This window comes from Streptococcus sp. Marseille-Q5112, from assembly GCF_916700555.1.
GTDB classification, from domain to species: Bacteria; Bacillota; Bacilli; order Lactobacillales; family Streptococcaceae; genus Streptococcus; species Streptococcus symci.
The window spans coordinates 90,339-112,192 of record NZ_CAKAKP010000001.1 but is presented as its reverse complement, the minus strand read 5'-3'; the positions used below and the strand labels follow the sequence as shown (position 1 = coordinate 112,192).

The window sequence follows — 21,854 nt, the reverse complement described above, 5'->3', positions numbered from 1 at the left end:
CTTTAAAAATGAAAAGGGACTTTATTCTTATTGTAACCTTTCTGTAATAATTCTCTGCTGAAAAAATGATAAAATAGGTATGTACTGTTAAGGAGAGAATAATGCCCGTAAGAAAATTACAATCCTATGAGGTAGACAATCAAGAAGAATTAAGCCAGCAGGTTCCTCGCTATCAAGATTATACACCTGAAGCGCAATCTGATGCCAATCTCAAGGAAATCCTATTTTTTGTTAATATCGCTGTTTTTTGTATCTGTATTGCTATCTTTAGTTTTATCTTTTTAGCATTAAAATTATCAACTGCTCTTGCCTTTACCGCAGCAATCGGAGCCAGCTTACTTGTCTTAAAAGTTCAACGATTTATTATCAAGCGAAAACGTAGAAGATAAATCCAAAATATCGCCCCAGCTGGAGCGATATTTTTATTTTTTCTTTTTAGATGGTGTGTGGATGGCAATCTTCACTTCAAAGACTGTTCCTTTCGGTTTATTATCTTTAACAGTAATGGTTCCTTTTAGGGCATCTACAATTTGCTTAGCTAGGGATAACCCTAAACCAAAACCACCTTTTTGACGGGTTCTAGCCTTATCAACTCGATAAAATCTATCAAAAATTTTCTTCTTATCTTCTGCTGAAATACCGACTCCATTGTCAGAAACTAACAAATAAAGATTACGATCAGTCGCTGAAATCATAAAATCAATTTCACCATCCTCCTCAGTATATTTGATAGCATTATCAAATAGGATGGTCATCAGTTGTTTTAGTAAAAGTTGATCTGTGACAATCGTTCGATGGATGCGATTTTCAAAACGGAAGACACGGTCGTTTTCCGAGGCAATCATCTCATAGTTCGTGAAAGTCGTATTAAAAAAGCTAGTTGGAACTTCTGCAAGTTCTGGCTTAATCCCATCATCTCTACGAGCTAAATTCAACAAGTTTGTCGTCAAAAACCTCATGTTTCGAACTTCTTCCAAACTCGAGGCAATGCTTTCGCTCACATCCATAATGGTAGCTTCTGGCTTACGGAAAAGGGTTTCTAAGCGATTTTGCAAAACAGCAAGTGGAGTTCGTAACTCATGACTGGCATTTTCCACAAAGGACTGCTGCTTCTGCATGCTCTCAAGCAGGGGCCGAACACTGACCCTAGCTAGATAGAGACTGGCAAGTAAAGACAAAATCCAGAAACTTGCCATCACGACCACAATCAATTTCTCGTGCTTTTGACTGGCCTGCTCCAACTGACTGGTATTAATCAAGACAGCTGCATACTTGATATTGGTTGAAACCGAACTGATATTGGTTTCCATCAAAATCATGCGATAGATTTCTTCCTGTCCATAGCTATTAAAAACCTGAATCTGATAGATATGACCTAATTCTTTTTTCTCCAGTTTAATCTTATCCAAGCCCAAAAATCGGTTTCCAGAAAGGAGCTGGGTAAAATTCTTATCAAAAAGAATGACTTCTGTGTTAGAACTAACATTTGGTTTTATCTCCGTCTTGCTAGTATCTGTAGCGGCATTCTCTAAATCTTTAATCTCTTCTGTTGCCCTATTTACAGCAAGCTGAATAACTGCCTGAGGATTATTACTCAAACCATGTAGCGTATCGTCCACCGAAGTATAGAGACTCGAGTGCATGACCTGTAAAATAATCAAGGTCATGGTAGAGAAAATCAGAGTGAAGACACCAAAGTTGCGGATAAAATAACTAAAGTCATCCGCATACCATGTTTTTTTTAGTTTACTGAACATCTTTTAAAATATACCCAACACTACGCAAGGTTTGCAAATTCTCTGCAAAAGTGGTTCCTTTTAATTTCTTACGGACTTTTGAAACATAGACTTCGACAACCGAAATCGTTGTGTCACTATCAAATCCCCATAGACGATCAAAAATCTGAGTCTTGGGCAAAATAACATTTTGATTTTGAAGGAAATAAACTAGTAAATCGAACTCTTTCCCCAGCAATTCGACAGGAGTATCTTCGACCTTAACGGTGTTGGTTGACAAATTAACCACAATATTTCCATAAGTCAAGGTGTTTTCATTAAACTTGCCTGAACGTTTGAGAAGGGCTTGAATCCGCATTTTGAGTTCTTCTAGGTAGAAAGGTTTTGTCAGATAATCATCCGCTCCCAGTTCAAATCCATGTCCCTTGTCATCCAAACTTTCCTTGGCAGTCATAATCAGAACTGGTGTCGTAATTCCCTTTTCACGCAATTCTTTCAATACTTGGAAGCCATTTTTTTCAGGCAGCATCAAATCGAGCAAAATCAAGTCATAGACGCCACTCTCAGCTTCGTAGAGACCTTCTTCCCCATCAAATACCTGCATGACATCTGCAAAATCGTCTAAAAAGTCAAATACTGAATTTGACAGGCCTAGGTCATCCTCAACCAATAAGATTTTTATCATGAGAAACTCCTCCTTATTAAAACCATTATACCAAATTTGCCTTAAAAAAAACTCAACTCTCTGCATTTTACATGAGATAGCTGAGTTTTCTTTTTATTTTAGACTTATTTATGCATTTCCATATTGAAGAACAACTGCTTCCACTGCAGCTTTTTCACGGTTAATCAAGTCAACACGCGCTGCAATTTCCTTGATTCCCATACCGATGTTACGGCTAAGAGCAAGGTCAGAAAGTTGTGGCTCAAAGAATTCCTTGTACTCTGCCAAACGTTGCTGAGTCTTAAATACGTGTGCAGGAAGGATAACAAAGCTATCAAAGCTCATATCTCCTCCAAGGGCTGCCTTAATCCAAGCCCAGTTTTCACGAGCCCAAGACCATGCTGTTTCCTGAGTTGCTTGATGGCTTAAGAACTGGAAGTACCAAGCAGACAAGTCTTGTGGTTTGACCACAAATTTGTCCTTCCAAGAAGCAATCAAGTTTTGGATATTATCCGCATCTGTACTGTATGCAAGAGCAGCTGCCAACTGGCGTTTAAAGACAGCATCTGTTGCATGAGTATAAGTATCAAGATAAAGTGCTAACAAGTCTTTAGTCTCATGATGTTTCATCTCATTGATCAGAACTTGTGAGCGAATAGCTGCTGGAAGTCCTGCAAGATTCTCCTTGTGAGCCGCGAAGATTTGGCTAGCGACTTGACTAGCTTCTGCATCATTTGAACGAATCATCATAGAAACAGCCAACTGACGAACCAATTCATCCTCATCTGATTCGCCATCTTTAGCTTCAAAACCAAGACGGTCATAGTTGTGACGAGCCAATTTAGCAACCAAGGCTTTGAAGGCTCTTTCAGCTTCTGTTCCTTCATCTATAAAGCGCTCAAGAGCAGATATTACTTGAGAAACAGCTGAAACGACAAGGTAAGATTCTTCTTTAGCGAGTTTATCAAGTACTGGAAGCAAGTCTGCATAAGAAATGTGCCCTGCTTCAGCAAGCAAGCGACGTTCTTGGACGATTTGCAGTTTACTTGTATTATCAAGCTCAACTAGGTCAGCAAGAATAGCATCTAGCAAGTCTCCTTGATAGTCTGTAATGTAGTGAGCTGTATTTTCAGTATTGAGACGAAGAGCTCCTTCATTTTCAGCAAGAAGGGCTGCGTAGCCAGGGATTTCGATGCTTTCAGTTTCGAGTGTATCAGGCAAGCCTTTCCAGTTGCTGTTTAGTGGCACAACCCAGAGACGGTTCTTGTCTTCGTGCTCACCGATGAAGAATTGTTTTTGTGAAATCTTCAAGACATCATTTTCAACTTTGACAGTGAGAACTGGGTAACCAGGTTGTTCCAACCAAGAATCCATAAAGGCTGCGACATCACGTCCAGACGCGTGACCAAGGGCATCCCAAAGGTCACGACCAATTGTATTGCTGTATTGATGTTTTTCAAAGTAGGCATGCAAACCTTTGGCAAAATCGGTATCACCTAGCCAACGACGAAGCATGTGCATGAGGCGACTTCCTTTGGCATATACGATAGCTCCATCAAAGAGCGTATTGATTTCATCTGGATGTTTCACTTCGACGTGAACAGACTGAACACCATCAGTAGCGTCACGTTTCAAGGCAGACGGAACACCACCTGTTTGGAAATCTTCAAAGATATTCCAGCTTGGTTCAATAGCATCCACACAGACGTATTCCATCATGTTGGCGAAACTTTCATTGAGCCAAAGGTCATCCCACCATTTCATCGTTACAAGGTTACCAAACCATTGGTGGGCCAATTCATGGGCCACCACAAGGGCAACTTGTTGACGGCTAGCAAATGTTGAGTTCTCATCTACAACCAAGTAAACTTCACGGTAGGTCACAAGACCCCAGTTTTCCATAGCACCAGCTGAGAAGTCAGGAAGGGCAATGTGGAGAGATTGAGGAATTGGGTATTTAACACCGTAGTAATCTTCGTAAAACTCGATAGAGCGAACGGCGATGTCCAGTGAGAAATCAAGGTTAGAAAGCGGATGTGCTTTGGTAGAGTAGACACCTACAAGGGTACCATTTTTAGTTTTAGCCGTCACACCTTGCAAATCACCAGCAACAAAGGCCAACAAGTAAGAAGACATGCGAGGTGTTGTCTCAAACTTCCAGATACCTGTTTCCTTACGGTTTTCAATATCAATTTCTGGCATGTTTGACAAGGCCAATTCACCTTCTGCTTGGTCAAAACGTAGAGAGAGGTCAAAAGTTGCTTTGGCTTCTGGCTCATCCACACATGGGAAGGCTTCGCGCGCAAAATGGCTCTCGAATTGAGTTGACAAGACCTCCTTCTTAACTCCATCAACTGTGTAATAAGAAGGGTAAATCCCTGTCATGTTGTCTGTAATTTTTCCTGAGAAAGCGATAACCACTTCAACTTGACCTGCTTCCGCAAGTTCAAAATGAAGGGCTTCATTGTCATGATCAACTGTAAATAGACGAGCTTCCCCTGCAACTTCTACAGAAGCGATTTCCAAGTCTTTTTGGTGGAGGGAAATACGGTCACTCTGTGCTTGACCACTAATAGTCACCTTTCCTGAAAAAGTCTTGGTCTCACGACTCAAGTCTAAAAATAAATCATAATGTTCAGGAACAAATTGCTTAATAAAATGTTCAACTGCTTGCATAGTTTTCTCCTATCTAAGTTTAAGAGCTAGAGCTCTTCTTCAAACAAACTTATTATATCATGTTTTGCTTGAGAAAAAAGGATTGGACGGCGATTTCCAAAACTTTCTTCCTTCTAGCAATCTACAGTGGGTAGACCTTGCGAAATTCTTCTAAAACAACCTTGCTTTCAGGTGTAAAAGTCAGTCCTGCTTCTTTCAGCCACTCGGCGAAACAATCCTCATGAACCTGACGCCAATAGGCTAGGGATTTGTCACCTTCCCCTTCCTTAAAGGCATGTTGAGCAGAAACTTGATTGAAGGGCTGGACAGAAACCTTTGTAATTTCAACAATACAGACAGCCTGATTTTGACTATCTAAAATGACATCAAAAGTTCCTTCTTGAGGAAGAGACTCGGCTTCTAGTGCATAGAGGTCGTAGGCTGAAGCTGTTGCTGTTTTTTCGCCTTTTAAAACCAAATCCGCTAAAAGGTCTGGTTCCTCTCCAAAAGCCCAAGCATCGATTTCATCTCCTATATAGGGGTTAATTTGCTTGTAGGCGTTCCACATTTCTTGCGGGGTCATGGGTGCTCCTTTGTAATTTTTTACTTTCTTCTTTTATGTGTTTAAGATGATCTGCATGGTCAATCTCTAAATCAAAAATCTCCGGAATAGAGCTGTAATGGAGAATACATTCGATATCCATCTGATTCATTTTTTGTATGAAAGAAACATTCAGATATCCTGCTACAGCAAAGTCAATATTTTTAATCCTTGCTTTATCCTGCATCTGTATTAACATATCTAACATAATTGGATTTTCCATATCGTGCCATTGACTGTTTCTAACAGCGGCAAAAACAAAAGAAGTCAAATCATTCATTCCAACTACAATCTTTGAAATGCCCGTTTCCAGTATCCTATCCAAGTCAAAATACGCTGACGATAATTCAATCATCGTACCAACTTTCCCAGTAAAACCATGTTCACGCAATACTCTAATAGCTTGCTTTAACTGCTCAGCATCATTGACAAAAGGAAAGATAACAGATAGATTGGGATTGTTTTGATAAACTGCTGTAACGACATTTGCCTCAGCTTGAAATTCATCCGGACACGCCAGCAAACGCCTAGTTCCTCTATATCCAAATAAGGGATGATTTTCATCAAAATACTCTTTAGTCCCCTTTAGACAATTAGCTTCTGTATTCGTTAATTCAGTAAAACGATACCAAACTTCTTCATCTGAGTACAGGGAGCAGATAGTCTCTAGATAATCTTTTACAAATTGCTGACAACTTGGTAATAGTATATTTTGATTGACCTCTCTCAACAAATATTCCCCACGAATCATGCCAACATGATGAAATAGTTGTGGGTAAACTTTTTCATCAAGTTTTTCGCCACTAAGGGCAAGTTGCTTTCTCATCATTCACCTTCCAATTCATGTAAGAAGTCTTGTCCAGTTCTGGAAATCCTAATAATTCTGCTTTGACTTTCAAGACTACTGGCGATGCATTTTCTTCTGTGATTTTCTGAATATCCATCCAACTCCTCCTACTTCAAAGACCAGCCACCATCTATTGTCAGAATTTGACCCTGCATTGCAGCTGCCTTTCCACTGGCCAAAAAGAGACTGACTTCTGCCACTTCCTCTGGCTCGATCCAGCGCTTGATTGGTGTTTCACTAGCAACCCAGTCAGCCAATCCACCTGGCTCAAAATCTGCAGCGGTCATAGCTGTCTTGACTGCTCCTGGAGCGATACCAAAGACCTGAATCCCAGTTTCAGCATAGTCTAGAGCCAACTGCTTGGTGAAGCCAGCCAAGGCATGCTTAGATGAAGTATAGGCGTGACCACCTCCACCTGCTAAGCTAGAAGCGATGGAACACATATTGATAATGGTCCCTTTTTTATTCTCCAACATTTGTGTCAAATAATAGCGAGTCAACTCAACAGGAGTCATGTAATTAATTTCAAAAATTTCTTGAATTTCCTGCGCTGTTTGTTCCAAAAGTGGTTTATAATCATCCAAAACTCCAGCAGTATTGCACAAAACATCAACCTGAGGACACCAATCAAAAATAGGCTCTAAGTCCAAGGTCAAATCTCTCTGTAAAAAATGGAAATCACCCTGTAAGAGTGGATTTTCACCTTGGTCCACTCCATAAACTTGATAGCCCTTCTCTAAAAAAAGTCGAGCTTGAGCCAGGCCAATTCCTGAACTCACTCCCGTAATCAATACACGTCTAGTCATACACTTCTACCCAATCCTTCGCCAAAACATCACAAGGTGTCGGACTCCACATGGAAAAACCTTCTCCTTCTCCAGACACGTTGATTAGGAAATAAGGCGTCACTTCAAGTGCAACCCCGTTTTGTTCAATAGTATCAAAGAGTTGGACATAGTTTTCAGCACCTCCCCAACCAGTTCGTACATATTTTTTCTTAGCCTTTAACCCAGGTAGAATTTCTTCAAATGTCATGTTTTTCTCCTTTAATATCAATAATTCTCCCCTTCATTATAACAAAAAAACCGCTTTAAAACGGCTTTTTGACTGTGATTTATTTACATCTGCTTCTACTTACGGCAAATTATTCCCTGCAGCAAGATAAATTTCATACCATTCTTTTCTTGTTAAGCTAAAGTTTGCCGCTTGACTAACTTCTCTCAAGTGCTTAGGATTTGTTGTACCTACGACTGCCTGCATTTTTGCTGGATAACGCAATATCCAAGAAATGGCAATAGTTGAAGAGGTTACTCCATATTTAATAGCTAAACGATCAAGTACTTGATTTAAAGCTTGAAATTTCTCATTTCCAACAAAATTCCCTTTAAAATACCCGAATTGTAAGACAGACCATGCTTGAATGACCACATCATGTAATTTGCAATATTCAAAAATGCTGCCATCTCGCATAGTTGCTTGACTATCTTCCATATTAACATGAAAGCCTGATTCGAATCCTGGTGTAAAAGCCGCACTCAATTGTAGCTGATTAAAAGCTAACGGCTGCTTGACATCTTTTTTAAGCAACTCCATCATCATAGGATTTTGATTAGAAACTCCAAAATCTCGAACCTTACCTTGTTTATAAAGGAGATCAAAGGCTTCTGCTACTTGGTCAGATTCCATCAAAGCATCTGGTCGATGAAGAAGCAAGCTATCTAGATGATCAATCTTCAATCTTTGCAAAATTCCGTCAACTGATTTTACAATATAGTCCTTAGAAAAATCAAAATAGGCAAATTCTTCAATGCGAATGCCACATTTGGACTGAATCCACATCTTTTCTCTTAAATCTGGACGATTTTTTAGGACAAGACCTAACAGTTCTTCACAACGACCACGACCATATATATCAGCCAAGTCAAAAGCATTGATTCCAACAGAAAGTGCTGTTTCTACAAGCTCTTCAACTTCTTTTACAGACTTATCTTCTATTCTCATCATTCCGAGAACAATTTCTGATAATTCTTTGTCATCTTGACCAATAGTTATGTATCTCATCAAATTTGTCTCCTTTAATTTCTAACATTCTTCCCTTCATTATAACAAAAAACCGCTTTAAAACGGCTTTTTGACTGTATATTAGTTAAATAAACTAATAGCTATCCAATTTTTAAATTATTTAAGTTCAATCAGTTTATTATAAATTTTTTCAGTTAACTCTTTCTGCTGTGTTCCTGTTAAATAGTGTGATGTACGAATTAAAACTGTTCCATAAACATAGTGTGAACCAGGATTTAAAGCAGTACCATCAAATGCGCTAATATATGTGTTGCGTTTCTCAGCTTCTTCTTTTGTCTTATACACCTCTACATTTCCACCAGCATCATTTCCTTTCTGAACAATATCAGATCCCTCTACTGAATGTGTAACTTGATTGTCAACAAAATATACAGACGCTGTATACCCACCTTGTTTATTCAATTTATTATTTGGATCGTTATTTTCAGTAACAGACTGTACTCCTGTAATTGAAGAAATTTCTTTGAGTCTTTCTTCAACAAAAGTATTAGATGGATTTGTAATTTGTTTTAGCTGAAGAATACTATTTTGATAAAGAGTCTGTTTGTCAGATAAATTTTTTATTGTTTCACTATAGTCCACTGGCTTGCTTAATTCTTCTATTTGCTCCTCAATCTTAGCAGTTGATTTCTCCATTTCTGGTACTTTTCGAAGCGAATTCTGACTATCTTCAATTGCTTTTTTTAATTCTTCTAATTTTTTTGAATCCAATGGCTCTTCGCCACTATCAATTACCTTCTCAGCCTCAGCTATTTGGTTTTCAACCTCTTTATTTTTTTCTTGTAAATCTTTGACTATATCTTCAAACTTAGTTACAGCAGATCTGTAGGGGACATAAGATAAGAAATAGTATCCAAGACCAGAAATTCCTAATATCAGACACATTGACAATATAATTATTTTTTTCTTCATATTAATCTCCAAAAAATATTTAATATCTCCATAATTCTACTATATTACCCCAAAACACGCAACAAAAAACCGCTTTGCAACGGCTTTTTGACTGTATATCTACTAAATTTTTCCTACCACTGCAATCCAGCTGCTTTAATTTCTTTCTTAGAGGCATACTTGCCATTTGGTTTATGCCATCTTCCTCTGGAATCTTTGAAATAACCACCTGAATTTGCTGATTGCGTGTTTGATTCCTGACTCTCTTCCTTTTCTTGTTCTGCTTGACGAGCCTTTTCTTCCTCTTCTTTCGCCTTCTTCTCGGCTTCTGCTTTTTCCTCCGCCTCTTTCTTAGCCTTTTCCTCAGCTTCCTTCTTGGCTTTTTCTTTTTCTTCTTTTACCTTTGCGTCTTCAACTAGGTTTTTAGCAGTACCATCCAAATAGTTAATTTCTGCATTAGCCGAAACATTATCTAAAATGACATGTGTTACAGAATACTTATCAACCTTTTCCTTACTGCTCTCCAATTTAATTTCCAAGAGTTTACCATTTTCATCAACGCCTACATATTGCAACTCAAGCTGTCTGGGAATTAGCTCATCTTTCTGATAAATTGGTGTCACCTTATAATCAAGATAGTAGTTAGGATGATTATCGAGCCATGAATCTAATCGATTTTCATAGTATAGCATACTACTCTGGTTATATTCGTCAGTTCCAGAATAGTTTCCAGCATTAAGCCAGTTAGTCATAGGAACTAAATTTCTCTTTTCATCATTCAAACCACTAAATTGGTAACCAATTAAATGACCTCTACTCATCAACCAAGCTTCTTCCCGTCCATCTCCGTAGAAAAATTTATAATTGTGCCACCCAACTGGATCATAGGTTAATTTTGAAGCTCTTTTTTCAGTTGGCTCATCGCTATCCTTTAGCTGAATATGAGCACCCGTCGCACGATTTTTAGAATCCAGTTCTCCAAGCTCAAGCTGTTTTTCATTTTTAAAGGGCAAGAGACCAGCTTCTTTGAACAACTTCTCATCAAACTTAGCTTGTGTTTGTTCCACTTTTGCTTCTGAAACTTTTGCTTCTCCCTTATGACCAGAACAAGCCGCCAAAGTAAAGGCTGACAAAATGGATAGACTAACATAAACAAACTTCTTCATCTTTAACATCTTTTTAATTACCTTTAGCATTTTTATTTTATTTTACTATAATATATCAAAATAATCAATTTTATTATATATTATTATTGTTAAAAACCGCTTTGCAACGGCTTTTTGACTATATTTCACTCCATTTTATATTCTTAAACCCACGAAACAAGACAAAGATTCCAATAAAAAAACGACAACCACTTTTCAGCAGTTGTCGTTGCTTATCTTTTTAATCTTTTCCACCAAGTCGACTATTGATATTCATCATGATACTAGCTATTTTTTCACCCCAGTACGGATCTGATGCATAGCGTACATTCATTCCCGTCGCTTTATTTCCAAGGTGATCTCTTCCACGGTCAATATAGTTCTCACGAATCCACTTGGCCGCACCAAGAATTCCTTTATCTACATCATCAAATCTCTTAGCTGAATCATAGGGACTAGTATCGTAAGCAGCTATTCCGAAGAAGTTATTTTTATCATTAGCAATTTGGCTTCGTCCCCAAGCACTTTCTAGCGCACTATGAGCCATTAAATAGAGAGCATTGACACCATAACGTTTTTCAGCTTCTTTAAAAATTGCTCCTTTACCAGCAAGACGGCTGTTTCGGATATTCATCATCGAATAAACTCTATTTAATTCATCCGCACTATAGTTGGTTGGTTCAGTTAAATTCTTGAAAAGGAAACGATTTTTGATAGTAAACCCATCGAAATGTTCTCCATCCTTTGAATAATACTTCTTACCAATTTTCATGGCTGAAGTATGTGGAGCTACCCGAATACTAGTGTATGGAGAAAGTTCATGATATAGGAATCTTCCATCTGTAGTATAGTGAGGAATAAACTCACTTCCTTCCTCAACTAAAGCCAAATCACTTTGATTCATATAACCGGACAATCCTGATATTGAAACAGCTAGACGACTACCCTTGCTTTTAGAGCCATCATAGGTCACAATGCTTCCCTGATTGACATAGCTCAAAATATCTCCTGATTCGCTATAAATATAGGCTGTGATTGGTTTAACCTTAAAATATTTTGGACTTTGAATCCATTTTCCATTACTCTGGAAGAAATACTCTTTATTTTTAATATTAAAACCACCAGTAACATAGCTTCCATCTTCTTTCAGGTAGTACCATGCATTGTAGTTAGGATCAAAAATCCATTCATTCTTGGCCATATAACCACCAGATTTGAGGTAATAAGCACCAATCCATTCACGTGAAGCATAAGCACCACCTGATTTTAGGTAAAACCAGCTATTATAAGATTTATCAAAAATCCATTCTTTTTCAGCCATTGCTCCACTATTCTTTAGATAGTAAGCATCTTTCCACTGATTAATAGCCATCACACCATCACTGTTAAAATAGTACCATGTGCCCTTAATCTTTTCCCATTTATTACGAAGGATTTTTCCTGAATCTGTAGCATAATACCATTTATCAGTAATCTTCACCCAAGCATTTTGAGCCATTGCTCCACTACTATTAAGAAGATAATCGTTCACTAGAACATTGCTAGCCATAACTCCATCTTGCTTGAAGTAATACCAAACATTGCCAATTTTTTCCCATCTATTACGAACAATCTTTCCTGAATCTGTAGCATAATACCATTTATCAGCAATTTTCACCCAGGAATTTTCTACCATTGCTCCACTAGTACGAAAAGCATAGTCATTAACAATAGTATTGCTGGCCATGATTCCATGTTGATCAAATAAATACCAGACACCCGCAATTTTTTTCCAATTTTTTATTGGTTGATTATTCTCATAAAAAAGCCATTTCCCATGCTCTTTCTGCCAACCATTCTTATGAGCTTCTTCAACTTTTTCTTTATTTGAAATAGCCTCTTTTTTAGAATTATTTTCTTTTACAATAACTGGTTCTTTCTTTTTTTCCGTCTTTTCAGCTTCATTCTTTGTATGTTCAACAACTTTTTTCTCTTCTGATGCTAGAGTCTGATTTTTATCTTTAGACTGATTTTTGTCCACAGACTGACTCTTATTCGTCGTTTGACTTTGGTCTGTTGTTTTACTATCTTCAGCAAAGACTGATATTGTGGGCACAATTGCCAATGCAAGCACTGCCGTGCTTACAAGTAGTGTTCTCTTCATTTTACTCCCCTAAGTAGATATTCATCTACATCATTCGTAATTAACTTTATTTTAACATAGTTAAAAGATGAAAATATTACAAAATGATGAAAATTCTATATCTTATTGACAATAAGGATAGTCTAGCTTATCTAAGGCTGGCTTTTAACTTCCTTGCGTAGATTTTCTAGACTGCTGATGCCGTATTTATCCATAACCTTTGGTAAATTTTCGATGATATCAGGACAGGCATATGGATTAGTAAAATTGGCTGTTCCAACTCCAATAGCCGATGCTCCAGCCAGATACATTTCTAGGGCAGCTTCAGCCGAATCTACTCCCCCCATTCCAATGATAGGTAGGTCTGTTGTTTGGGCTACTTGGCGAATAAGCTTGAGGGCTACTGGAAAGACGGCTGGGCCTGACATCCCACCTGTTCCATTGGCCAAGATTGGTTTGCGAGTTTTGAGGTCAAAGCGCATTCCAACTAGAGTATTGATCATGGTCAAGCCACTTGCTCCCGCATCTTCTGCAGCTTTTGCGACAGTAACGATATCGGTCACACTAGGGGTTAGTTTGACATAAACTGGCACATCAGAAGCTTCCACAGCTGCTTTCACCACATCATAAGCCAAATCTGGATCTTGGCCAATCAGGAGTCCATGATTACAGTGGTCAACATTGGGGCAAGAAATATTGAGCTCAATAGCCTTTACATTGGCTGCCTTGGAAATACCATGAGAAACAGCTGCATACTCTTGTTTTGAAAAACCAGCCACATTGGCAATAATAGGAAGATTTGGATATTCTCTTTCCAGCCAAGGTAACTTTTCAGCCAAAACAACTTCCAAACCAGGATTTTGCAAGCCGATTGCATTAAGCATGCCAGCGGGTGTCTCTGCCACCCTTGGAGTTGGATTGCCAAAGCGTGGTTCAAGGGTTGTCGCCTTGATCATAATAGAACCCAAAAGGTCTAAATCATAGTACTTGGCATACTCTTGACCAAAACCAAAACAGCCTGATGCTGGAATAATCGGATTTTTCAAATCCAAGCCTGGTAGAGAAACTTGTAAACGATTTGTAGTCATGATTTTCTCCTTATAATACAACTGTTCCTGTGCGGAAAACAGGACCATCTTCACAGACGCGTTGGCTGACCGTCTCACTTTCTGGTACTTTTAGGACACAGGCATAGCAAGCTCCCATCCCACAAGCCATACGAGATTCTAGAGATAGATAGGCTCTTGGGTGGTCATAAAAGGTTTGATTGATATACTTCATCATTCCAGGCGCCCCACATGAGTAAACAGCATCAAATTGATTGTCTAAATCCTTGATAACAACGGAAACATTTCCCTTAATACCATAAGAACCATCATCTGTCGTTACAAAGACTTGACCATATTGAGCTAATTCCGTCTCTAAAATAACAGCATCCTTATTAGCAAAACCGAGAACTGTCACTACTTTCACACCACGCGCATGCAATTCCTTGGCCACCTCAAGTAAAGGAGGTACACCAATCCCCCCTCCAACTAAGAGAATCTGGCTCTGCTCATCCAGGTCAGACAAGTCAAATCCATTCCCCTGAGGTCCCATCACATCAAGAGTATCTCCCTGACTTAAGGTTGAAAAAATAGCTGTCCCAGCTCCTTCAATCCGGTAAATGAGATGACACTGCTTCTTTACCTTATCAATAGACGAAATTGAAATAGGACGACGCAAGAGATGGGCGTCATCAGGCACACGCAGATGAAGAAATTGGCCTGCTCGCATGGCTTCAACCATTTCTCCTTCTAGAACTAATTCAAAGATTGCTGGCGCGATTTCCTCCTGTGCTACCACCTTCATGGTTTCCAAACGAATTGCACCCAAACGTTTCTTACATGTGGGATTCATGACTTTTCCTCCTTAAATTTTAAGGGGACCAGATAAAGAAAAGACCTTGCTAGTGCAAGGCCTCAGTTAAAATCGTACAAGACAAGAGAGCACACTCAAAAAGTCCCCTCTAGAAAATTGTACTATTCTTTTATCTGACACCTTGTGAGTCTCTCTGGACTCCCCTTAAAGGTTAAATTTTTACTAGTATACTCTTTCAACCAAAAAAAGTCAAGTAGAAAACGAACATTCTACTTGACTTCACGAGATTATTTTTCACGAATGACTTCAACCTTGTAGCCATCAGGGTCTTTGACAAAGTAATAGTTAGGTGCAGTTCCTGGTAGACCATTTGGTTCAGTAACTTCATAGCCTTTGGCACTATGCTCTTGATGAAGCGCCTCAAGATCAGGTGTACTGAGGGCGATGTGGGCAAATCCATCTCCAACCACATAAGGACCGTGATCGTAGTTATAAGTCAACTCCAACTCATAGTCGTCACCCTCAAGTCCTAGATAGACAATCGTGAAGGCATGGTCTGGAAAATCTCTGCGACGCAATTCTTTAAAACCAAAAGCATCTTGATAAAATGCGATTGATTTTTCAAGATTCTCTACTCGCAAGCAAGTATGTAGCATTTTTGAAGCCATATTTTTCTCCTTTATTTTTAAAAAGACTGGGACAATCCTGTTCCAGTCTTATCTGTTATTATTTACCAAGTTTTGCTTTAGCTGCATCTGCAAGAGCTGTGAAAGCTGCTGCATCGTTAACAGCCAAGTCAGCAAGCATTTTACGGTTAACTTCGATCTCAGCCAATTTCAAACCATGCATCAATTGTGAGTATGAAAGTCCGTTCATACGAGCTGCCGCGTTGATACGAGTGATCCACAATTTGCGGAAGTCACGTTTTTTCTGACGACGGTCACGGTATGCATAGTAGTAAGAGTTCATTACTTGTTCTTTTGCAGTACGGAACAAGATGTGTTTAGCTCCATAGTAACCTTTTGCTAATTTAAGAATACGTTTACGACGTTTGCGTGATACAACGCCACCTTTAACACGTGCCATGTTTTATTTCCTCCAAATATTTCCTAGAATTGTTTACTTACAGTCAAGCTATTATTTCAAGCGAGTAAGCATTGCTTTGATACGTTTGTAATCTCCTGAATGCACCATAGATGCTTTACGAAGATGACGACGTTGTTTCTTAGTTTTTCCGTGGAAACGGTGAGAAGTGTAAGCACGGAAACGTTTAAGTCCACCAGAACCTGTACGTTTGAAACGTTTAGCTGATGCGCGGTGTGTTTTTTGTTTTGGCATGATTTTTTCTCCTTTATTTAACTTTCTGACAATTATTTTTTGTCAGTCGCTGGCGCCAATTGCATGAACATTTGACGTCCATCCATTTTAGCACGTTGTTCGATGATGGCAATATCTTGAGTTGCTTCAGCAAACTCGGCTAAAACTTTTGCACCAATCTCTTTATGGGTAATCATACGACCCTTAAAGCGAATAGATACCTTAACTTTATTTCCTTTTTCAAGGAATTTACGTGCATTGCGAAGTTTTGTATCAAAGTCACCCTTGTCAATAGTTGGACTTAGACGAACTTCTTTCACAGTAACAACACTTTGTTTTTTACGTTGTTCTTTTTGCTTCTTCTGGTACTCAAATTTGAACTTACCGTAGTCCATAATTTTTGCAACAGGCGGTTTGGCTTGGGGTTGAATCAATACTAGGTCAACATTAGCGTTATCAGCCAAAGCTTGCGCTTCACTGAGTGGCTTGATGCCTAGCTGTTCTCCTTCAAGACCAATCAAGCGAACTTCACGTACACGAATCTCATCATTGATGAATAAGTCTTGCTTTGCTATGGTTTTCACCTCTTTTGTTTTATTAGAGAAAAACAATAGCGGACTCGTAAATATACAAGCCCGCACGTTATGATAGCGTTTCTTAGAAACTTTTCATCCGTAGGGCCAGGCAACTTAATGTCACAAGGCGAGAAGCTCTCACTTCTGCTTTTCTCAACTTTTATATGATACCAAGTTTTCTAGCCCTTGTCAAGATAAAAAGTTATTTTTTTGAAAAGTTTGTGTTTATATTTTGACTTGGTTTTCGAATCAAAAAGAGAGAATCAAGTTGATTCCCTCTCTATGTTAGTTTTTACTTATTTTCCCTGTAGGAAAGCTAGAATCTATTAAAAACTTCCTTTTTACGTGAACTTCCCCATCTTTCGATAAATAGAATTCCCACTAACAAAAGGATAATCAGGCAAGGAAGTAAGACCATTCCCATACTCCAATTCAGATTGACATTATCAATTTGCTTAGGTAATCTTCCAGATAAAATCTCCACTGAACGCAAGTAAGTAAAGGGAATCAGATGTGCAATCTTTTGGAGAGGCTGGATTGTTTGGATGCCAAACAATAAGCCAACAATCCCAATAAGTGACAGAAAGAGGACAGGCATTTTTTGCTTGAAAAAGTAAGTAATCAAATACACAACTTCCACAATGACGATAAAGGCTAAGAAAGCTAAGAACAAGCCAGGAAATAACACATCTTGTATCTTTCCAATAGTTACCTCTTGATTCACTAAGCTATAAATCGGGTAGGGATAATCTAACTGTCCAAAACCACTTGTCAGACTTCCCACTAGAAAAGAAAATCCGCTGATTCCGATAAACAGCACAGTTACATAACCCACTCCAACTCCAAGAGAGGATATTGCAAATTTCACTTTTGAAAAAGGATATAAGTGAGCTGTATCCAGATGATTTTGATATCTTTCTGCAAATAGTTGCGTTAGCATAAAAATAATAGCAACCACAAACAAGCTTGGAATGATAAGCTCTAAAATCCAGACAATCTGATCAATCCCGTGGGTCGGATAAACTAAATTGTGGGCTTTTATGTTCAAGGGATATAGGGCTTGGTAAGTCTTTCGTTCGCGGTCAACCGCCATTTTTAAGTCAGAACTAGAAGTCGGTTGCTTCGATACAATTTCATAACTCTTTTCCTCAGCTTGCCACTGCAAATAGTAGGCTTCTTTCCAGCGTCCTTCTCTTAACAAAGCCAGAATTTCTTTCTTTTGAGTCAAAAGATTTTTTTCCGATTCTAAATTAATTTTAGCAGTCTGGTATTCCTCCGAGTTGGTATCAGATATTTGGGAGAGTTTCTCTTCATATTCATTGATGACTCTCTCATCTTTTACAAGACGGGTTTCCAACTCGCTCTCCAAGCTAACGGAGTTTGCAGTCTGACTATTAAAATAAAAGGTAACACCGAGTCCAGATACAAATAAAGCTAAGATAATCCAGTTTAAGCGACTTTTGAAAACTTTTTTTAATAAAAATAGACTAATATCTTTCATAAACTAAACCTCTTCTATCTGCCCCTGATGAATGGTTACTACTCTATCGCAGACATCAAGCAACTCTTCCTTATAGTGGGAACTTAAAAGAACCAGCTGTTCTTGTCTATCGATTTGTGCCAGCCTATCAAAAAACTTCTGTCGATAATACTCATCTAAGCCATTTGTAATCTCATCCATAAGCCAGCATTTCGCCTGACTAAGGAAATACATGGAAATCACCAAGCGTTGCTTCATACCTAAGGAATACTTACGGATGGGAAGGCTGATATAGTCAGACATTTCCCAGTAATCAATTTCATCCCCCAAGTTCAGCCCTGACTTCCAGATGTTTTTGATAAGACGAAGGTAGTCCATCCCACTTAAGTTTCCATCCAGCCATTCAATACTCTCATAATAAAACAAAGAAGGAGGGGCTGCGATATTTCCACTAGTTATAGGAATTAAATTGCTAATGGCGCGGAACAGTGTCGTCTTTCCAGAGCCATTGATAGCAAGAATACCATAAATCCTACCCTTTTCAAATGTAAAATCAACATCTTGTAAAATGACTTGTCGCGTTTTTAAGGTCACATGAGTAAGATGCAACATACCTAGCCCTCCTTTTTGGATTAATAGCCTCCGCTGTAGTAGTTTAGTACCTCATAACAATCGTAATTCCAGCCAGAACCAACTTTATACTCTGAATAGCTGTCATAACGATACCATAACGGAATCCAAGCATATTGATGGTCGTTATAGTTGGTACTATATTCCCAAACCGTATTCCAATCATACTTTGAACTTTTAGTGACTGTCACAGCAGATACACTGGACTGAAAAAGACCAATAGATCATAAACTAACTAATTAAACGGTTTTTGCTAATTTTTAATGATTTTATATCATCAATATTGAAGACGCTTTCATTATATCGTTTTTATCATTATTATGCAACAGATTTTTAGTTTATTTTACTAATATATAATATTTGTCCTTCCTATCGAACACTTTCGATTTTCCAACTATTCAACCCCTTAAAGCGTATAGCTCCTTGCTGGTCAGTTCGGTAAACTTTACTATTGATACCTTCCAGTCGTGTCAAGATTTCCTGATGGGAGAGTTTCGTTCGATTGCTCTTTCCAACTGAAATAAGAGTAAGCTCTTGTTTGAGTTTTTCTAGAAAGGCTGAACATGATGATTGTTTAGAGCCATGTTGGCCAGCTTTCAAAACATCCACTTCTAGGTCAGGATAGTGCTTCAGCAAGTCCTTCTCTCCTTTCTCCTCCAAATTTCCAGTGAAGAGAAAGTGCTTATCCAAGAGTTTCCCATACAGAACAAGGGAATCTTCATGACCTCCATCTCCAATTTTCCTTGGAGATAGGACTTCTAACTGACTTCCGAAAATGGGCAAGTACTCCCTAACTGTCACACTGCGCACCTTGGTTTGAGTCGCCTCTAGTTCTGCAACAATTTCCTTCTGTTTCAAACTGCCTTTTGACACTAAAATTTCGCCTACATGGAATACCTTGGTCACCTCCAGCAAATCACCAACATGTTCCTTGTCCGTGTTAGTCAAAATTAGCTGGTCAATCATGGCCACTCCTCGACTTTTGAGATAGGGAATCAAGGTTCGCTGGGCATTGCTGGTCGTCGCCTTTTCTTGCCATTTTTCGATTTTCTTATCAGACTCTGCCTTGCCACCAACATCTAGGAGAATGGTTTTCCCAGTTACATCCCGTAGGAAAATACTTTCGCCTTGCCCAACATCTATCATAGTGATTTCATTTTCCAGTGGATGCTTGGTCAGGAAAAAGAGACCTGTAATCAATAAGCTCAATACTGCTAACCTTTTAATGTTTTTCCTCAAATCATATACTAAAGCCAAGGAAATTAACAATAAAATTAAAAGCCATGCATTGGGTTGTCCAAAGACAAGCGGTCTACTTGCCACCTGTGATACAAAGCGAATCATTCCCTCCAACCATTCAAAAATAAAATTCAGCTGAATGACTGGATGAAGAAAGGAAAGGGCAAATAAGATAGACAAGAGCGGTAAGAAGACCAAGTCAAAAAGAAAGGAAAAGACAAAGGTCAAGAGGATGGACCAAGGTTGAAATTCCGCAAAATAGAAGGATAGAATGGGTAATATGCCCAAAGAAATAACCAGACTTTCTCTGGCAATAGCCTTAAGCCCCTCCTCTTCTTTGCTAGTCATTGTCAAGATAAAAGCATAAGCACATGACAAAACTCCTCCTGCAGTCAGGAAAAAGTTGGGCATGATAATAAAGAGTACAAGCACAGTCAAGGCAAAATTATCCAAGCCCTTAACACCATGTTGAGCCAGTAACTTTTGCAAGAGACTGCGAATGACCGAAGCTGAAAATCCTGTCAGCCCTGCATAGATAAGGGAAAAGGGATAAGTCAGCCATTTCAACTTTTCTTGGGTCAAGCCTAATCGCAAGAGAAGTTTCTTAAATCCATCCATGAAAAAGCCTACCTGCATCCCCGACAAGGCAAAGAGGTGGATAATTCCTAAACTAGAATAAAGCTCATTCATCTCCTCAAAGTCGGTGTCCAGATGTCCTAATAGAAGTCCTGTCATGTAATTGCGCATAGGGTCTGGAAAGTGCGTCTTAATCCAAACCACAGCCTTTCGGCGTAAACTGGATAGATTTTCTCCTATATCCCAACTGCTAACCTGTTTAAGAGACTGTATTTTTTTGATATTGAGAGTCTGGAAAATTCCCTGAGTCTTCAGATAAGCCTGGTAGTCAAAACCACCAAAATTTCTCTGCCCTTCTGGCTCTGATAGTTTTCCTTCAAGTTCCAAATCATGAAGGGCTGTTAAAGCTTGAAATTGTTCTTTCTCCTCCTCGGACTGGAGTTTATAATAGACTTGAAAAATGCGTCCATCATGCTTACCACGAAAGGACAGACTATCACCATTGACCTTAACAGTGTCAGGCAAAATCCGTACCCTTTCAACAGAATCCGCCAAATTTTGACTCGCTCGACTCTGTTGCCAATTTTGAAACAGAAACCAGAATCCAAAGATTCCACAAAGCACTAGAACTTTGCTAGCAGATCTCCAAGGAAATTGTACAAAGAGACAGACTAGCAAAAAAATAAAGCCGAGCAAAGCGAGATAGGATCCTGAGAAAATAGCGTAATAAAGCCAAAGTAACAGAAAACTCAGGTAAATGAGGGGAATGGGGAACTTCTTAATCCACTGTAACATAATCTTTTAGCTTTTCTATGGTCTTGGCACCAATGCCAGAGACTTTCTTGAGTTCATCAACCGACTTGAATTTCCCATTTGTTTCACGATGGTCGATAATGTCCTGAGCTCGTTTTCCTCCCAGTCCCTTGACCTGCTTGAGTTCTTCCAGACTGGCCTTGTTGAGATTGACCTTCTTGTCCTTGCTTGTTGAAGAAGGCGCTCCAGAACCTGCCTGTTGACCAGCTACTTCTTCTCCCTTAGATGGAACGTAAACCAGAGCCTCATCACTAACTTTCTGAGCTAGATTGAGTGACTTGCTGTCTGCTTGATCTGTCAAACCACCAGCATTCTGAACAGCGTCATTGACTCGACTACCTACCGGCAAATCATAAATTCCAGGTGCTTTAACAGCGCCTTTTACATCTACTGTGATTAGATCTTGTTCAACAGGTGCTTCCTTTTCTTCCTTCTTCACATCCTTTTCGATCGATGAATCCTTGGAAACAGCTGCAACTTCTGCCTGCAAATTCGTTTCCTTGACAGGTGTTTGTGGAGCTGGCTTTAGCAGGAAAAATCCGCCTACAAGCAAGCCCAGACCAGTACAGATGACAATGATTCTATACTCTTTGATTTTCTCGATAATTGCTTCCATATTTT

24 protein-coding genes and 1 other annotated feature are annotated in these 21,854 nt (G+C 38.9%); of the genes, 1 reads left to right on the top strand and 23 read right to left on the bottom strand.

The genetic code is table 11. From position 1 onward, the window contains the following. Positions 1 to 101: 101 nt before the first annotated feature. On the top strand, positions 102 to 389 hold the full coding sequence (locus tag LG372_RS00635) for a DUF3270 domain-containing protein (RefSeq protein WP_042751319.1): 288 nt from the start codon (positions 102 to 104) through the stop codon (positions 387 to 389). A 33-nt stretch (positions 390 to 422) separates the two neighbouring features. On the opposite strand, the gene ciaH is transcribed toward LG372_RS00635, so the two are convergent. The 23 genes from ciaH to LG372_RS00520 form a co-directional block, all read right to left on the bottom strand. Continuing rightward, positions 423 to 1,757 (bottom strand): two-component system sensor histidine kinase CiaH, encoded by a 1,335-nt coding sequence (gene ciaH, locus LG372_RS00630; protein ID WP_094753081.1) that lies wholly within the window; start codon positions 1,755 to 1,757, stop codon positions 423 to 425. After that, positions 1,747 to 2,421: a two-component system response regulator CiaR gene (gene ciaR / locus LG372_RS00625; protein ID WP_000590639.1), complete on the bottom strand. Its 675-nt coding sequence runs from the start codon at positions 2,419 to 2,421 to the stop codon at positions 1,747 to 1,749. The genes ciaH and ciaR overlap by 11 nt, the downstream gene beginning before the upstream one ends. 108 nt (positions 2,422 to 2,529) lie before the next feature. Then, positions 2,530 to 5,076, bottom strand: coding sequence for a M1 family metallopeptidase (locus LG372_RS00620; protein ID WP_225741857.1), 2,547 nt, complete (start codon positions 5,074 to 5,076; stop codon positions 2,530 to 2,532). A 121-nt stretch (positions 5,077 to 5,197) separates the two neighbouring features. Further along, complete coding sequence (locus LG372_RS00615) at positions 5,198 to 5,638, bottom strand: ASCH domain-containing protein (RefSeq protein ID WP_042751322.1); 441 nt, start codon at positions 5,636 to 5,638, stop codon at positions 5,198 to 5,200. Further along, the gene (locus tag LG372_RS00610; RefSeq protein ID WP_042751323.1) at positions 5,598 to 6,482 is read right to left on the bottom strand and encodes a putative PEP-binding protein; all 885 of its coding nucleotides are present in this window, start codon (positions 6,480 to 6,482) and stop codon (positions 5,598 to 5,600) included. The genes LG372_RS00615 and LG372_RS00610 overlap by 41 nt, the downstream gene beginning before the upstream one ends. Then, entirely contained in the window at positions 6,460 to 6,600 is a 141-nt protein-coding gene (locus LG372_RS00605) for a hypothetical protein (RefSeq protein WP_200872078.1), read from the bottom strand. Before LG372_RS00605 ends, LG372_RS00610 begins: the two co-directional genes overlap by 23 nt. A gap of 10 nt (positions 6,601 to 6,610) precedes the next feature. Then, positions 6,611 to 7,309 carry a 3-oxoacyl-ACP reductase gene (locus tag LG372_RS00600; RefSeq protein WP_225741856.1) on the bottom strand — a complete coding sequence of 233 codons (699 nt, stop codon included), beginning with the start codon at positions 7,307 to 7,309 and terminating at the stop codon, positions 6,611 to 6,613. Then, positions 7,302 to 7,538, bottom strand: a complete 237-nt coding sequence (locus LG372_RS00595) for a DUF2829 domain-containing protein (RefSeq protein WP_084929873.1) — start codon at positions 7,536 to 7,538, stop codon at positions 7,302 to 7,304. The genes LG372_RS00600 and LG372_RS00595 overlap by 8 nt, the downstream gene beginning before the upstream one ends. A 99-nt stretch (positions 7,539 to 7,637) precedes the next feature. After that, a complete protein-coding gene (locus tag LG372_RS00590) occupies positions 7,638 to 8,564 on the bottom strand; it encodes an aldo/keto reductase (protein ID WP_225741855.1) in 927 nt (308 codons plus the stop codon). 117 nt (positions 8,565 to 8,681) lie between these two features. Beyond that, the gene (locus LG372_RS00585) at positions 8,682 to 9,497 is read right to left on the bottom strand and encodes an EbhA (RefSeq protein WP_201058104.1); all 816 of its coding nucleotides are present in this window, start codon (positions 9,495 to 9,497) and stop codon (positions 8,682 to 8,684) included. Positions 9,498 to 9,610: 113 nt separating this feature from the next. After that, positions 9,611 to 10,642, bottom strand: coding sequence for a DNA/RNA non-specific endonuclease (locus LG372_RS00580; protein WP_042751328.1), 1,032 nt, complete (start codon positions 10,640 to 10,642; stop codon positions 9,611 to 9,613). A 220-nt stretch (positions 10,643 to 10,862) separates the two neighbouring features. Then, positions 10,863 to 12,764, bottom strand: coding sequence for a glucosaminidase domain-containing protein (locus LG372_RS00575; RefSeq protein ID WP_225741854.1), 1,902 nt, complete (start codon positions 12,762 to 12,764; stop codon positions 10,863 to 10,865). 131 nt (positions 12,765 to 12,895) lie between these two features. Then, positions 12,896 to 13,879: a dihydroorotate dehydrogenase gene (locus LG372_RS00570; RefSeq protein ID WP_225741853.1), complete on the bottom strand. Its 984-nt coding sequence runs from the start codon at positions 13,877 to 13,879 to the stop codon at positions 12,896 to 12,898. Continuing rightward, positions 13,842 to 14,642 carry a dihydroorotate dehydrogenase electron transfer subunit gene (locus LG372_RS00565; RefSeq protein ID WP_004254684.1) on the bottom strand — a complete coding sequence of 267 codons (801 nt, stop codon included), beginning with the start codon at positions 14,640 to 14,642 and terminating at the stop codon, positions 13,842 to 13,844. Before LG372_RS00565 ends, LG372_RS00570 begins: the two co-directional genes overlap by 38 nt. Positions 14,643 to 14,890: 248 nt before the next feature. Further along, positions 14,891 to 15,271 carry a VOC family protein gene (locus tag LG372_RS00560; RefSeq protein WP_000157153.1) on the bottom strand — a complete coding sequence of 127 codons (381 nt, stop codon included), beginning with the start codon at positions 15,269 to 15,271 and terminating at the stop codon, positions 14,891 to 14,893. Positions 15,272 to 15,329: 58 nt separating this feature from the next. Then, positions 15,330 to 15,689, bottom strand: a complete 360-nt coding sequence (rplT, locus tag LG372_RS00555) for a 50S ribosomal protein L20 (RefSeq protein WP_000124834.1) — start codon at positions 15,687 to 15,689, stop codon at positions 15,330 to 15,332. Positions 15,690 to 15,740: 51 nt separating this feature from the next. Next, complete coding sequence (rpmI, locus tag LG372_RS00550; protein ID WP_001125943.1) at positions 15,741 to 15,941, bottom strand: 50S ribosomal protein L35; 201 nt, start codon at positions 15,939 to 15,941, stop codon at positions 15,741 to 15,743. A gap of 32 nt (positions 15,942 to 15,973) precedes the next feature. Next, positions 15,974 to 16,504 (bottom strand): translation initiation factor IF-3, encoded by a 531-nt coding sequence (gene infC / locus LG372_RS00545; protein ID WP_000848180.1) that lies wholly within the window; start codon positions 16,502 to 16,504, stop codon positions 15,974 to 15,976. Positions 16,505 to 16,519: 15 nt separating this feature from the next. Then, positions 16,520 to 16,651 (bottom strand) — a sequence feature (ribosomal protein L20 leader region). Between the two features lie 160 nt (positions 16,652 to 16,811). Continuing rightward, positions 16,812 to 17,996 carry a hypothetical protein gene (locus LG372_RS00540; protein ID WP_225741852.1) on the bottom strand — a complete coding sequence of 395 codons (1,185 nt, stop codon included), beginning with the start codon at positions 17,994 to 17,996 and terminating at the stop codon, positions 16,812 to 16,814. Positions 17,997 to 17,999: 3 nt separating this feature from the next. Further along, positions 18,000 to 18,587, bottom strand: coding sequence for an ATP-binding cassette domain-containing protein (locus LG372_RS00535; RefSeq protein ID WP_225741851.1), 588 nt, complete (start codon positions 18,585 to 18,587; stop codon positions 18,000 to 18,002). A 20-nt stretch (positions 18,588 to 18,607) separates the two neighbouring features. Then, complete coding sequence (locus LG372_RS00530; RefSeq protein ID WP_225741850.1) at positions 18,608 to 18,796, bottom strand: hypothetical protein; 189 nt, start codon at positions 18,794 to 18,796, stop codon at positions 18,608 to 18,610. A gap of 178 nt (positions 18,797 to 18,974) precedes the next feature. Further along, on the bottom strand, positions 18,975 to 21,215 hold the full coding sequence (locus LG372_RS00525; RefSeq protein WP_225741849.1) for a DNA internalization-related competence protein ComEC/Rec2: 2,241 nt from the start codon (positions 21,213 to 21,215) through the stop codon (positions 18,975 to 18,977). After that, positions 21,199 to 21,849 (bottom strand): helix-hairpin-helix domain-containing protein, encoded by a 651-nt coding sequence (locus LG372_RS00520; protein ID WP_225741848.1) that lies wholly within the window; start codon positions 21,847 to 21,849, stop codon positions 21,199 to 21,201. Before LG372_RS00520 ends, LG372_RS00525 begins: the two co-directional genes overlap by 17 nt. Between the last annotated feature and the right edge of the window lie 5 nt (positions 21,850 to 21,854).